General features: G+C 69.5%; 11 protein-coding genes and 1 pseudogene. 2 read left to right on the top strand and 10 right to left on the bottom strand.

Going from position 1 to position 13081, the window contains the following annotated elements:
• Window positions 1-76 precede the first annotated feature (76 nt).
• The 3 genes from M3Q35_RS46370 to M3Q35_RS46380 form a co-directional block, all read right to left on the bottom strand.
• Window positions 77-3667, bottom strand: a complete 3591-nt coding sequence (locus M3Q35_RS46370) for a discoidin domain-containing protein (RefSeq protein WP_273938995.1) — start codon at window positions 3665-3667, stop codon at window positions 77-79.
• Between the two features lie 134 nt (window positions 3668-3801).
• On the bottom strand, window positions 3802-4827 hold the full coding sequence (locus tag M3Q35_RS46375) for a glycosyltransferase (protein WP_273938996.1): 1026 nt from the start codon (window positions 4825-4827) through the stop codon (window positions 3802-3804).
• Between the two features lie 94 nt (window positions 4828-4921).
• Window positions 4922-5689, bottom strand: coding sequence for a helix-turn-helix transcriptional regulator (locus M3Q35_RS46380; RefSeq protein WP_273944726.1), 768 nt, complete (start codon window positions 5687-5689; stop codon window positions 4922-4924).
• A gap of 66 nt (window positions 5690-5755) precedes the next feature.
• Here M3Q35_RS46380 and M3Q35_RS46385 point away from each other — a divergent pair, with 66 nt between their 5' ends.
• A complete protein-coding gene (locus M3Q35_RS46385) occupies window positions 5756-6442 on the top strand; it encodes an SDR family NAD(P)-dependent oxidoreductase (RefSeq protein WP_273938997.1) in 687 nt (228 codons plus the stop codon).
• 1 nt (window position 6443) lies between these two features.
• Here M3Q35_RS46385 and M3Q35_RS46390 read toward each other — a convergent pair whose 3' ends face one another.
• Both M3Q35_RS46390 and M3Q35_RS46395 read right to left on the bottom strand, forming a co-directional pair.
• The gene (locus tag M3Q35_RS46390) at window positions 6444-7439 is read right to left on the bottom strand and encodes a hypothetical protein (RefSeq protein ID WP_273938998.1); all 996 of its coding nucleotides are present in this window, start codon (window positions 7437-7439) and stop codon (window positions 6444-6446) included.
• Between the two features lie 56 nt (window positions 7440-7495).
• Window positions 7496-8500 carry a hypothetical protein gene (locus M3Q35_RS46395; protein WP_273938999.1) on the bottom strand — a complete coding sequence of 335 codons (1005 nt, stop codon included), beginning with the start codon at window positions 8498-8500 and terminating at the stop codon, window positions 7496-7498.
• Between the two features lie 47 nt (window positions 8501-8547).
• Between M3Q35_RS46395 and M3Q35_RS46400 the strand changes: the two genes are divergently transcribed.
• Window positions 8548-10677, top strand: coding sequence for an oxidoreductase (locus tag M3Q35_RS46400; protein ID WP_273939001.1), 2130 nt, complete (start codon window positions 8548-8550; stop codon window positions 10675-10677).
• On the opposite strand, the gene M3Q35_RS46405 is transcribed toward M3Q35_RS46400, so the two are convergent.
• The 5 genes and pseudogenes from M3Q35_RS46405 to M3Q35_RS48705 all read right to left on the bottom strand — a co-directional run.
• Window positions 10604-10906: a hypothetical protein gene (locus M3Q35_RS46405; RefSeq protein ID WP_273939002.1), complete on the bottom strand. Its 303-nt coding sequence runs from the start codon at window positions 10904-10906 to the stop codon at window positions 10604-10606. The two genes, M3Q35_RS46400 and M3Q35_RS46405, sit on opposite strands and share 74 nt — an antisense overlap.
• Window positions 10907-11001: 95 nt before the next feature.
• A complete protein-coding gene (locus M3Q35_RS46410) occupies window positions 11002-11634 on the bottom strand; it encodes a cytochrome b/b6 domain-containing protein (protein WP_273939003.1) in 633 nt (210 codons plus the stop codon).
• Window positions 11612-12277 carry a molybdopterin-dependent oxidoreductase gene (locus M3Q35_RS46415; RefSeq protein ID WP_273939004.1) on the bottom strand — a complete coding sequence of 222 codons (666 nt, stop codon included), beginning with the start codon at window positions 12275-12277 and terminating at the stop codon, window positions 11612-11614. Before M3Q35_RS46415 ends, M3Q35_RS46410 begins: the two co-directional genes overlap by 23 nt.
• Window positions 12278-12347: 70 nt before the next feature.
• On the bottom strand, window positions 12348-12839 hold the full coding sequence (locus M3Q35_RS46420) for a MerR family transcriptional regulator (RefSeq protein WP_337960540.1): 492 nt from the start codon (window positions 12837-12839) through the stop codon (window positions 12348-12350).
• 54 nt (window positions 12840-12893) lie between these two features.
• Window positions 12894-13073: pseudogene (locus M3Q35_RS48705) on the bottom strand (MerR family DNA-binding transcriptional regulator); the annotation flags it as partial.
• Window positions 13074-13081: the final 8 nt, after the last annotated feature.

The following is a 13081-nucleotide window of genomic DNA, read 5'->3' on the forward strand; positions in this document are numbered from 1 at the left end:
AACCCGGACATTACGCGAGCGCCGCGGCCGGTGTTGCTCGGAACCGGCCGCGGCGTCCCCGTTCAGGACAGCACGGTCAGGAAAGAACGGTCGGGACGTTGTAGCCCTCGACCAGCAGCCGGGGCTGCGACACCGACTTGCGCGGTGCCACGCTGACCGTCTTGCTCTCGCCCGGCAGCAACCAGAAGTAGTTGTCGCCGTAGAGCGTGGGCAGCACGCGGTCCTTGCCGTTGTGCTCACGCAGCGACAACCGGACCATGGCCGCCACCGTCTTGCCGGTGTTCTTCACCACCGCGCTGTACGAGTCGCCGCTCTGCTTCAACGACACCGATACCGACGTCGCCGCGACCTGGTTGAGCGCCCGCATGTCGGTGTCGTTGCGGTAGCGCCAGTACGTGTTCTCCGACAACAGGTTGCCCGCGCTGTCGGTCATCCGCAGCCGCAGCAGGTGCAGCGCCGGCAGGGAATCCGTGAACGGCACCGTGAACGAGGCCGTCACCGAGGACGGCGCGATGTCGACCTTCGCGCTCTGGGCCGCGCCCAACGCCTTGCCGGCCAGGTCGTACAGCTGCGCCGACACCGTGGCCCCGGACACCGTGACCGGCGTGTGGTTGAGCGCGCTGATCTTCCAGTCGACCAGGCTGGCCTGCACGTGGTGCGGCTCGCAGCCCTTGCGGGAGCCGTAGTAGCTGCCGTTGACGTCCATGTCGTAGTCGTAGGTCTGCCACACCGTGCTGTGCCAGGCCGGGTGTGACATCCACAGCAGCACGCCGCGGGCGTCGTTCCACAGCACCGCGTTCCACGCCTCGAAGATGGCGCGCATGCTTTCGTAGTTGATGAACTGGGCCTTGCGGCAGAACTCCTCCAGCCCGCTGGCCGGGGCCAGCCGGGCCGAGATGGCGTCGACGTAGGTCTGCGGCCGCTGGTTGCCGTTGGCCGACCAGTCGTGCAGGTACCAGGACGGGCCGATCGGCCAGCCCGGGTCGCCGTCGCCGACCAGGTTGCGCATCGACTCCACCACCGACACCGTCGGCAGGCCGATCTCGCTCCAGAAGCCGTGCGTGACGCCGTAGTAGTTCTTCGGATCCTGCCAGAAGTACGGCCCGTCGCCGCTGATCACGCCGCCGGCCGAGTTGCTCTGGTACATCAGGTCGCAGCTGCCGGTGACGATCTCGCGCAGCGGCGTGTCGATCGAGTCCGGCGGCGAGCCCTCGTTGCAGCCGAACCACACCACGGTGCACGGGTGGTGCCGGTAGCGCAGCACGGTGTCCTTGGCCTGGGCCAGGAAGATGTCGTGGTTGGCCGGGTCGGCCGAGAAGCCGTCCCAGAACTCGTTCCACAGCAGCAGCCCGTACTTGTCGCAGGCCGCGAACAGCTCCTCGCGGTAGCTGCACCCGATCCAGTTGCGGATCAGCGTGAAGTTCATGTCCCGGTGCATCGCCACCAGGTTGTCCACGCGCTCCGGCGGCATCCGGCGCAGCAGCTCGTCCCAGCCCCACGCGCCGCCGCGGATGAACACCTTGACGCCGTTGACGAAAATCGTCATCGGCACCGGGGAGTTGTCCACCGCCTTGGCGTCGGTCCAGGTGTTTCCGTCGTTGGAGACCTGGAGCACGAAGGTCGCCGCGTAGGCGTACTCCCAGGTCAGGTTGACCCGGTCGAAGGTCTGCGGCGAGCCGAGGTCGACCTGGATGTACTGGTCGTCCTCCCAGGCCGAGGCCCAGCGGGTGTTGGGATCGCCGTCGACGGCCAGGCTCGGCGGGCGGCTCGGGTCGTCGACCGAGGACGCCGTGGCCGGCTTGTTCAGGGCCAGGTCGACGGTCGGCGCGGCGCTGTTGACCACCGACAGGTTGTACAGCGAGATGCCGTAGCTGGTGGCCCGCTTGTGTCCCTGGAGCCGGAAGTAGCGGGCCGTCTGCACCGGGAAGTCGACGGTCTGGTCGGCCCGGTTGTTCTTCATCGTGATCGGCAGGTTGTAGTCGTAGCTGATCTTGCGGATGCCGAACTCGACCGACCGCTTGTCGCTGGTCCTGCCGCCGGCCGTCGCCGTCATCTGCAACGTGTGCAGGTTCGGGTCGCCGTAGCCGTTGGGCCACCACAACTTCGGATTGGCCAGCTTGAGCTGTGGGTAGGCCGTCGGGTCGAACTTCACGTCGACCTGCTGGCCGCCGGCGACCGTGACCGTCTTGCTCAGCTTGACGTTGTCGAAGGACGCGGCGACGGTGACCTGCTGCGAGCTCGACGAGGCGTTGCGCACCGGCACCGTGATGGTGAGCTCGGCGGCGCTCAGGTCGGGCAGCTTCGGCAGCACGGTGTCGATGCGCGCGTCACCGAGCACCGCCGCGCCGGTCGAGCGCAGCCGGACGTGGTCCCAGATGCCGGCGACGCGGTCGCGCACGGCCGGCATCCAGTCCCAGCCCGAGGCCGCGACCAGAGTGGGGGAGTTGGCGAAGATGCCGCCGCCGGCGTCCACGAAGGACTGGCCGGCCGGGCCCTTGTCGCCGGGGCTGCCCGGGAACGGGATGGGCGTGATCTTCACGGCCAGCGCCTGGTCGCCGCTGCCGCGCAGCGCGCCGGTGACGTCGAAGACCGCGCGGCCGAACGGGTGCGACAGCGAGCCGATCGACTTGCCGTTGAGCCACATGTCGGCGGTGTTGTTGACGCCGTCGAACTCCAGCCAGACGAACCGGCCGGCGCTGGTGTCCAAACCGGACGGAAGCGCGAAAGTCCTTCGGTACCACCAGGAGTGCCGGGCCAGTGCCTCCGGGATGACCATGTTGTTCATGCCGCGCACCGGGTCGGGGAAGTGTCCCTGCTCGACCAGCGAGGCCAGCACCGTGCCCGGCACGGTCGCCGGCACCCAGTTGTCGGTGTTGACCGACGGGCCGGACAACGCCGAGCCGTCCTGGCTCGGCGCGAAGTCGTCCATGGTCAGAACCCAGCCGGACTCCACCGGCACGGTGCCGTCGGCGGCCACCTTCAGCGCCGGCGGCGTGCGGTGCTGCGACGGCCAGTTCGTCCAGCCGGTCACCTGCGGGCGGCTGGCCCTTGTCGTGCCGTAGACCTGGAAACCGTTGATACCTAACGGGTTCGTGGTGGAGCGGGCGAACGACGTGAACCGCACCCAGCGGGCGTTCACCGGGTTGTCCAACGCGATGGTGTTGACCGCGCCGGTGCCGGCGGTGGTGCTGTGGACCGTGGTCCACACCTCGCCGTCGGTCGACACGTCCAGCGCGTACGAGGTGGAGTAGCTGGTCAGGATCTCCAGGCCGTTGGTGCCGTTGCGGGACTTGGAGAAGTCGAAGGCCGGGTCGCCCGGCTTGGCGTCGAAGGTCAGCACGATCTTGCTGACCTGGCACGCCGCCTGGAGGTCGACCACCATCCACTGCGGATCGCCGACGGCCGCGCGCCAGCCGCTGCCGCGCAGGCCGACCTGGGCGACGCCGTCCACCGCGAAGGAGCCCGGCGTCGCCGCGTAGTCGGTGGAGGACACCGTCACCGGCCGGAACAGGGCCAGGTCGGCCGGCGCGCCGGCGGAGGCCTGCGCATCGGTCGCTGCCTCGGCGACGCCGGGCAGCGCCGCCGCGAGGCCGAATCCCGCGAGCATGGTGACCCCGGTGGCCAGGAATCCCCGTCGCGACAGCCCGTCTTCTTCGACCTGCGTCATGCCCTGCTCCCAATCCCGTCGCAGCGTTGACAACGTTGCCAAGACCCTGCTGGAGCGGTGTGACAGTGTCAAGAAGACAAGCAAGACAGGAAATCAGGACTTCGACATCGTTGTCACCGAGCGGCCACCGGGGGTCAGCTCCCCGCGACCGGCTCCGGCTGTTTCGGGAAGTGCTTGACGATCTCGGCCAGCCACCTGGCCGGATGTGTGGCCGTCGCCGCGCCGCCCGGCATGGCCCGGGCCAGCCGCACGCCTTCGACCAGCGCGTCGGTCGCGGTCTTGGTGTTGTACCGGTCCTGCACCCACTGCCGGCCGGCCCGGCGAACGTCGTCCTGGTCGGGCCGGTCGAGCAGCTCCAGCGCCTTGTCGGCCAGCTCGTCGGTGGCCAGCTCGGCGATCGGCCAGGCCGACGGCGAGTCGAACAGCTCGGCACCACCGCCGCCGGTGTAGCCCGTGACCAGGCAACCGGCGGCCATCGCCTCGGCGGCGGGCAGCCCGAAGCCCTCGCCCTCGGGGGATCCGAGCGCGATGAACACCGAGGTCTCGCCCAGCACCCGGGCCACTTCCTCGTGCGAGACGCCGTTGATGTCGTGCAGCTCGACGCCCTGGCTGCGCGGATCCGAGCGCAGCAGCCGGCGCAGCAGCGTGCTCTCCATCGGGCGCTTGCGGGACATCCACGCGACACGGCGGATCCGTTCGGCACCCGGCCGGAACAGTTCGGCGTCGATCACGTTCGGCACCAGGTGCGGCTCGAAGCCGGGCAGCGCGCGTCGCAGCATGTGCACGCCGGCCTGCGACACCGTCCACAGCGCCGGGCGCGTCGCCCAGCCCGGGTACGGCTCGACGTCGGCCGTGCCGAGGAACGTGATGTAGTGGCCCTGCGAGTAGATCACTGTGTGCCCGCCCGGCGCCGGGTCGTAGTCCGGCGCCACCGCGACCTCCGGCAGCAGCAGGACGTCGTCCTGGTCCAGCTCCAGGGTCATGCCTGACAACGTTGGCACGTCGTCGTCGAACCAGGTGTAGCGGAAGCCGGGCGTCGGGGTCCAGCGATACGCCTCCACCCCCGCGGCCCGGAGCAGTGCCACCTGCTGGCTGAGCACCCTGATGCCGCCCAGCGGGAACTGCATCTCGAACGACGCGTAGACAACTCGACCGGCCACGGTGTCTCCCCAGGAATTCAACAACTGTAGAACAACAGCATATGAGCTCGACTCGGCCGCGGGACACGGTGCGGCGCAAGGACTGCCCGATCGGTCAGACCAGTGACGCGAACAGCTTCGCCGTCACAGAGCCGGGATCCGCGGTCATCAGCACCACCTGCTGGTCGTCGTCCGGCAGGTGCAGGACATCGCAGTCGACCTTGATCGGGCCACGGGCGTGCTCGAGGGTCTTCGTGCGGTGACCGGGTGTGCGGACCGGGTTCGTGGCCCAGATGTGCCGGAATTCCGTGCTGGCATTGAGATCGGCGAGCAGGTCGCGCAGGCGCGGGTCGTCGGGGTAGCGGGCGGCGGAACTGCGGAGGCGGGCCACAGCGATCTCGCCGAACTCCTCGGCCCCGGTGCTGCGATGCAGGTCGGGGTGCAGGAACCGGCGTCGGGCGAGGTTGGGCTCCGTCTTCAGATCGCCGAGCAAGGCCTCGGCCAGCGGGTTCCAGGCGATGATCTCGTACGTCGCGTCGGTGACGACCGCACCGGTCTCGGGCAGGCGGCGCAGCATGTCGGCGACGTGTGGACGAACCGTGCTCACCGGTGTCTGTGCGGGGAAGACGGTGTCGGCCAGCCGAAACAGGTGCCGGCGCTCGGCTTCTCGGAGCCGGAGCGCAGTGGCCAGGGCGTCCAGGATGCGGGGCGACGGCCGGGGACCGCGGGCCTGCTCCAGCCGGGCATAGTAGTCCACCGACATCGCGGCCAGGCCGGCGACCTCCTCGCGGCGCAGGCCCGGCGTGCGGCTGCGGCCGGTCCGGGGCAGGCCGACGTCCGCGGGGCGCAGGCCGCCGCGGCGGTCGCGCAGGAAGCGGGCCAGCTCCTCCTCGGCATGGTATCGATTGTGCCTGGTTGCCGGGTTGGTTCGCGAGGCATGGTGGCTGTCATGACCATCGCACTGGTGACCGGCGCCAACAAGGGCATCGGCAAGGAGATCGCCCGTCAGCTCGTCGAGGCCGGCATGACCGTCCACATCGGATCGCGTGACGCGGCACGCGGCCGTTCCGCGGCCGCCGAGATCGGTTGTTCTTCCGTCGTGTTGGACGTGACCTCCGCCGACAGCATCGCGGCCGCCGCCGCTGAGCTCTCGACGCTGGATGTGCTGGTGAACAACGCCGGCATCATGGTCGACGGATTTCCGCCTACTGAAGCCGATGTGGCGTCGTTCCGCCGTACGTACGAGACCAACGTGTTCGGGGTGTTGGCCGTCACCAACGCTTTCCTGCCGGCATTGCGGCGTTCGTCGCATCCTCGGATCGTGAACGTCTCCAGCGGCACCGGATCGTTGACGTGGAGCGGTTCTCGCTACGTCGGCGACGGCTCCGGCGCGGCGTACCGGTCGTCCAAGACCGCTTTGAACGCGCTGACCCTCTACTACGCGCAGGCGTTGCCTGACTTCAGGGTCAACGCGTTGGCCCCGGGTTTGCGTCGCACCGACCTCAACTCCCGCGCCGCCGCCAGCGACGGCGACCCCGCCGAGGCCGCCGCCGGTGCCGTGCGCTTGGCCCTGCTGCCCGACGACGGCCCCACCGGCACTTTCGTGTCGTGGGACGGAACTCCGGCCCCGTGGTGATCTACGCGATGTTGCGCCAGCCGGCGCGGTAGAACCACAGGCGACCGGTCGAGTCCACGTAGAGGTCGCCGTTCTGGCCGCCCGCCGGCGGCGTCGCCGCGTTACCCGGGGTGAGGCGGATCTGCGCCGCCCCGCCCGTGAACACCCTGCCGCGGGCACTCAGGCTCGTGCCGACAACCCCGTTGGCCGAGTTGCTCACGCCTTGCACGCCCGTCTCGGCATCGGCGTCCCCCGTCACCGCCGCCGGCGTGACCTGCTGGCCGCTGCGTTGCACCGCGATACCGATGACGCCCGTGCCCTGCGTCGTCGTGGCCAGGCCACGGACCCCGTAGCCCTCGTTGGCGATGCCGTGTACCCCGCTGTTGTTGCCGGAGTGCCCGTACACCCCGATGGCTTCGTACGCGCCATCCCCGAACACCCCGAAACCGGCGGGGTTCTGGCAGTTCCCGTGCACGCCGGCCGTGCCGAAGGACTGGGCCGACACACCCTCCTTGTCGCTGGAGAAGCCGTAGACCCCGGACGATCCGGACCAGCCGATGCCGGCCACACCGACCGGATCGGTCACCCGCATCACCGTGCGGTAGTCCTCCGGGCAGATCCCGATCACGCCGGCGCGGGTGTGACCGTGGCCGACGACGCCGTAGTCGACACCGGCGCCGAAGATCGCCCCGGACAACCGGTTCGCCGTGTTGGCCGCGTCGTTGCGGGCCGTCAGGGCGTCGCTGTCCGGCCCGTTCACGGTGAACCCGGTCGGGGTGGTCGAGGTGTTGGAGTCCCCGAGGATCACCGGCGGCCCACTGGATGGCGCCGCCGCCGCTTCCGGCGCCACGGCGATTCCTCCCACCGTCAGCGCCGCCGCCCCCACCGCCGCACGTTTGAACATGCCGCGCTGGTTCACCGGCTCCGCCGCCGTCAGCTCGTCGATCCGGGCCGACAGCCGGCGGTTCTCGTCTTCCAGCCTGCGCAGCCGGGCCAGCAGTTCCTCGTTGTCGGACATGGACTTCAGTGTCGTGGCGAGAGGTCGTCGGTGTCGGCGTCCCATCGGGTGCCCGATCAGGCGAGCTTGAGCCAGCTGCCCTGCTTGCAGTACCAGAGATTGCCTGCGGAGTCGGCGTAGAGGTCACCGGTCTGGCCGTTGGCCGGCGGGGTCGCCGACTTGCCGGGCACCAGTCGGACCTGCGCCGCCCCACCGGTGAACACGCCGCCCCGCGCGGAACCGCTCGTGCCGACGACTGCGTTGGCCGTGTTGCTCACGCCCTGCAGGCCGACCTGGGCGTCGGCGTCGCCGGTGACCGCCGCCGGCGTGATCGACTGGCCGCTGGCCTTGATGGCGATGCCCATGACGCCGGTGCCCTGCGGGGTGTTGGCCAGGCCGCGAATGCCGTAGCCCTCGTTGGCGATGCCGAGCACTCCGCTGTTGCGGCCGGAATGCCCGTACACGCCCACCGCGCCGTACGAGCCGTCGCCGAACACGCCGATCCCGTTGTCGTTCTGGCAGTTTCCGTGCACACCGGCTGTGCCGGTGCTGACGCCGGTGACGCCTTCGTTGTCGACCGACCGGCCATAGACCCCGGCCGCACCGGGGTTTCGGCCGATGCCGGCCACGCCGGCCGGCTGGGGCACTGTGAGCAGGTCCTTCTCGTCCAGCGTGCTCATGCCGACCATCCCGACATGGCTCTCGCTCATCCCGACGACGCCGTAGGTGAACGTGCGGCCGCGGATCGCGCAGGCCAGGCTGTTCCGGTCGGCGGCGCCGGTGTTGTTGACGTCGAGGCCCGGCGCGTTGATGGCGTCCATCATCATGCCGGTGCTGCTCGTGCCCATGTTCATCACGCCGAACCGGATCGGCAGCCCGTCGCCCTCACCCGCCGCCGCTTCCGGCGCGGTGACCACCTCCGCCCCTACCGCCAGCGCCGCCGCGCCCAGCGCCACGCGCTTGAACATGCCGCGCCGGTTGACCGGTTCCTCCGCCGTCAGCTCGTCGATGCGGGCGGCCAGCCGGTGGTTCTCGTCTTCCAGCTTGCGCAGTCGGGCCAGCAGCTCTTCGTAATCGGGCATAGGGCCCAGTGTTGCGGCCGGGCCGCTGTGCTGTCCCGTCCGACGGGGTGCCCGATCGCGCCGAGCTGTGGCACGGTTGCCTGGTGTCCTACGACGTGCTGTTCGAGCCGGTGGCGATCGGTCCGGTCGTTGCCCGGAATCGGTTCTTCCAAGTGCCGCACTGCAACGGCATGGGATATCGCGACCCGTCGGCCGAGGCGGCGATGCGTGGCGTGAAGGCCGAGGGTGGCTGGGCGGTGGTCTGCACGGAGGAGACGGAGATCGATCCCTCCAGCGACTTGACGCCGTCGATCGAGCTGCGGCTGTGGGACGACCGTGACGTGCCGGCGGTGGCCCGGATCGCTGAGCGTATCCACGAACATGGGGCGCTGGCCGGTATCGAGCTGGTCCACAATGGACTTCACGCGGCCAATCTGATGTCCCGGATCGCGCCGATGGGGCCCAGTGCGCTGCCGGTGGTTGGCAGCAACCACCCCGTCCAAGCGCGGGCGATGACCCTGGCGGACATCGCCTCGTTACGCGAAATGCATCGAGCCGCCGTCCGGCGGGCGTTGACCGCCGGCTATGACCTGATCTACGTCTATGCCGCACACGGCTACGGCATGCTGGAGCACTTCCTGTCGCCGCAACACAATCACCGCTCCGGCGCCTATGGTGGAACCCTGATCAACCGGGCCCGGCTGCTGCGTGAGGTGCTGTCCGACACGCGAGAACTGTGCGACGGCAAGGCGGCCGTGGCGTGTCGGCTGGGCGTGGGTGGCGGGGCCGACGAGACGGCGTTGTCGGCGGCCGAGACGCGCGAGGTCGTGCACGAACTCCGTGACCTGCCGGACCTGTGGGACTTCGTGGCCGGGCCGTGGTCGCTGGACTCCAACACCTCGCGGTTCGGGCCGGAAGGTGAGCAGGAAGCCGCGGTTCGTGGGCTGAAGTCGTTGACGTCCAAGCCCGTTGTCGGCGTGGGCCGGTTCACCTCGCCCGACGCCATGGTGCGGCAGATCCGCACGGGCATCATGGATTTCATCGGTGCCGCCCGGCCGTCCATCGCCGATCCCTTCCTGCCGGCCAAGATCCGGGACGGGCGGCTGGACGAGATCCGGGAGTGCATCGGCTGCAACATCTGTGTGTCCGGGGACCACACGCAGTCGCCGATCCGCTGCACCCAGAACCCCAGCATGGGCGAGGAGTGGCGACGCGGCTGGCACCCGGAGCGCTTGCGCCCCAAGGACTCTGACGCCCACGTGCTCGTCGTCGGCGCCGGCCCGGCCGGTCTCGAAGCCGCAATGTCCTTGGGGCGACGGGGATATCGCGTCACGTTGACCGAACGTTCCCGTGCACTCGGCGGCCGTGTGCGTCAGGAGGCCGTGTTGCCCGGGCTCGCCGCGTGGATCCGCGTCGTCGACCATCGGGAGACCATCCTGGCCAAGCTTCCGACCGTCGATGTGTACTTCGAGAGCGCCATGACCGCCGATGACGTGCTGGAACACGACTTCACCCACGTCGCCGTCGCCACCGGCTCCCGTTGGCGCGCCGACGGCGTCGGCCGAGCCCATCCCCTCGGCCTGCCCATCGACCTCGCCGCCCAGGTCCTCACCCCCGAGGACCTCTTCTCCGGTCTGCGCCCCCGCGGTCCCCGTGTCGTCGTCTACGACGACGACCACTACTACCTCGCCGCCGTCCTCGCCGAGCTGTTGGCCCTTGAGGGCTTCACCGTCGAGCTCGTCACCCCCGCCGCCAGCGTGTCCGAGTGGACCGCCAACACCATGGAACTAGCCAAGATCCGCCGCCGCGTCATCGAAGCCGGCATCACCGTGCACACCTCCCGCTCCGCCCTTTCCCTCGCCGCCGACGCCCTCCACACCGCGTGCGTCTTCACCGGCACCCAACGCAGTCACCCCACCGACACCGTCGTCCTGGTCACCGCGCGCCTACCCGTCGACGACCTCGCCCACTCCTTGCTCGCCCGCCAACCCCACTGGTCCCACCTACGTTCCGTCCGCGCCATCGGCGATGCCTTCGCCCCCAGCACCATCGCCGCCGCCATCTGGTCTGGCCGCGACTACGCCGAAACCCTCGACGCCATGCCCACCCCGTTCCGCCGCGAGATCACCAGTCTCGAAAGTCGCTCTCCTGGGGCGGCGTCGGATCGATCCCGACAGCCCGGAGGTCGTCCGCGGTGAAGACGTCGTCGCGACGCTCGTGAAGCATGATGCTGAGCAGCGAGTCGAGCAGCTCGAGGTGCAACTGCCGGGATTGTTCGGCCAGGTCGTTGATCCGGCCCATGCGGTCGTAGATCTCCTCCTGCCGCCCGGTTTCCTCCAGCCTGCGGACCAGCAACCCGGCTTCGAGCCAGCCGTCCGATGGCGTGGTGATGCCGGCGTAGCACCGGGCGGTCTTGTTGAACAGCATGAACATCACCCGGTCGGCGCCGGTCAGCGAATCGTGGCTCAGTGCGACAGGGCGCGTCGGTCGTAGCGGATCTCCTCCATGCGCCGGACGGTACCTCAGTCCGGGTCGATCCAGCGCGGATGTTCTTTGCGGGCCCAGTCCTTGCGGACGTAGCCGGTGCGCATCCCCTGCCGGGCCAACGGATCCCGGTAGGCCATCCGGATGTGTCCGATGATCACGACGGCGATGGCCAGCGCGAGCCAGTCGTGCACGAAGATGGCGCTGCTGCGGGGAATCCAGGGCAGCAGGCCGCCGAACCACATGAGGAGGCCGGTGAACAGCATGACCGGCACGGCGCCGGCGATCCATGACGCGTAGAGCTTCTGGCCGGCGTTGAACTTGCCGGCCTGGCGTCCGGGACGGCGTCGTAAAGCGAGGCGGAGCCACTCGGCGTCGTACTTGGCGAAGCGGTTGAGGCGCTTCAGTTCGGCGCGGAAATCCGGGGACAGGAGGCCGAGGAGCACGGGAACGGGGAGCAGGATGCCGGAGAACTCGTGGACGGCCACGACGAGGAGCCGGCGTCCTACGAACTCGGCCAGCGGGCCGAAATACAGGCAGGCGGCGGTGCCGAGGCATAACGCCATCAGCCAACCGGTGGTGCGATGCACGAGCCGCGGCACGCGCCCGAATCGCTGGATCCGCTCGGTGCTGGACTGCACAGCGTGGTCAGAGCCAACCGTCGACGGCATAGCCGTAGTCCTCCCAATAGCCCTGCTGCACGCGGTCGGTGACGGTGATTCCGGACAGCCACTTGGCCGACTTGTAGAAGTACATCGGCGCCACGTAGAGCCGTACGGGTCCGCCGCGCTCGTGGGTCAGGGGCTGGTCCTGGAGCTTGAGCGCGGCCATCACATCGGGGCGTCGGGCCTGCTCCAAGGTGAGGCTTTCCGTGTACAGGCCGTCGAAGCAGGTGAAACGGATGGCCTTGCCCTCCTTCTTCACGCCGACGGTGTCCAGCAGTGTCGAGAGCGGCACGCCGGTGAAGGCAGCGTTCTCCACCTTCCAGCCGTCGGTGCACTGCACGTCGTGCACGACCCGGCGCTGCGGCAACGCGGCCAGATCGGCGAGGGTGAACGTTCGGGGCCGATCCACCAGTCCGTCCACGGTGAGCTGGTAGTTCGTCTCGTTCTTGACCGGAACCGAGGCCGTCACGCTGAAGTAGCGGAATCCGCCGCTGTTGGGCAGCAGGCCGGTCACGCCGACCGGGTCCGCGTCCAGCAGCTTCTGCCAGCCGCCCTGTAGCGCCGGGGCCGCCGCGATGCCCGCCGCGCCCAGCCCCAGCATCGACAGCAGCACCCGCCGCCCGATCGGTTTGCCCTCGTTCTCACGCACGCCACGAGCTTATGCGCACCGCTCTAACCGGTGTGTAATTTGTGGGCAAGTTGGCGGGATGTGTGCGCCGCTACGTCTGGTCGACAAGGGCGAGATAGGCGTCGAGCTGGGCGGCGCCGGCCAGGAGATGACGGCTGCGGGCGATGAGACGCTGCTGCCAGGCGTCGAGGAAGGTGCGCAGTGCGTCCGGGCCGCCGCTGGCCCGGAGGGATTCGATGAACTGGGCGACATTGCGGAGTGGATAGCCGCCCCGACGCAGTTGCCGCGCGATCTCGGCATCGCGGACAGCGTCGCCGGCGTAGACGCGGTAACCGGTCGGATGGTCACGGCCGGGGCGGAGGATGCCGGCCGACTCCCAGGTCCGCAGGGTCGCCGGGTGCACGCCAAGCCGCCGCGCGAGTTCGCCGACGGTCAGCGGCGGACCGTGGAAAACCGTAAGGGCGTCATCGGTGAGGCCTGTGAGAGTGGAGGCGACTTCGGCGAGGGCGGTGCGGTCGCTGCTGAGCGAGACGTGGGCGGCGTCGATGAGGCGATACGCGGCATCGACGTCGCGACGGTGCACGGCGCGCATGATTTCGACGGCGGGTTGGTGGCCGTGTCCGAGCCGAAGGGCGAGGAAGGCCCGCAGGGCCTGGGCGTGCAACGGGGTGTAGCGCCGGTGCCCGGACTCGGCACGGTCGGCGGGCGGCAGGACCCCGGCGTCGTCGTAGTTGCGGATGGCCTGGGCCGACAGGCCGTGCTCCCGGGCCAGGTCGATGGGTCGCAGTGTGCACCACCGTTTGAGGTTTTGGACCAGGAGCTGCT

Origin of the sequence: Kutzneria chonburiensis (assembly GCF_028622115.1) — a bacterium.
Classification (GTDB): Bacteria; Actinomycetota; Actinomycetes; order Mycobacteriales; family Pseudonocardiaceae; genus Kutzneria; species Kutzneria chonburiensis.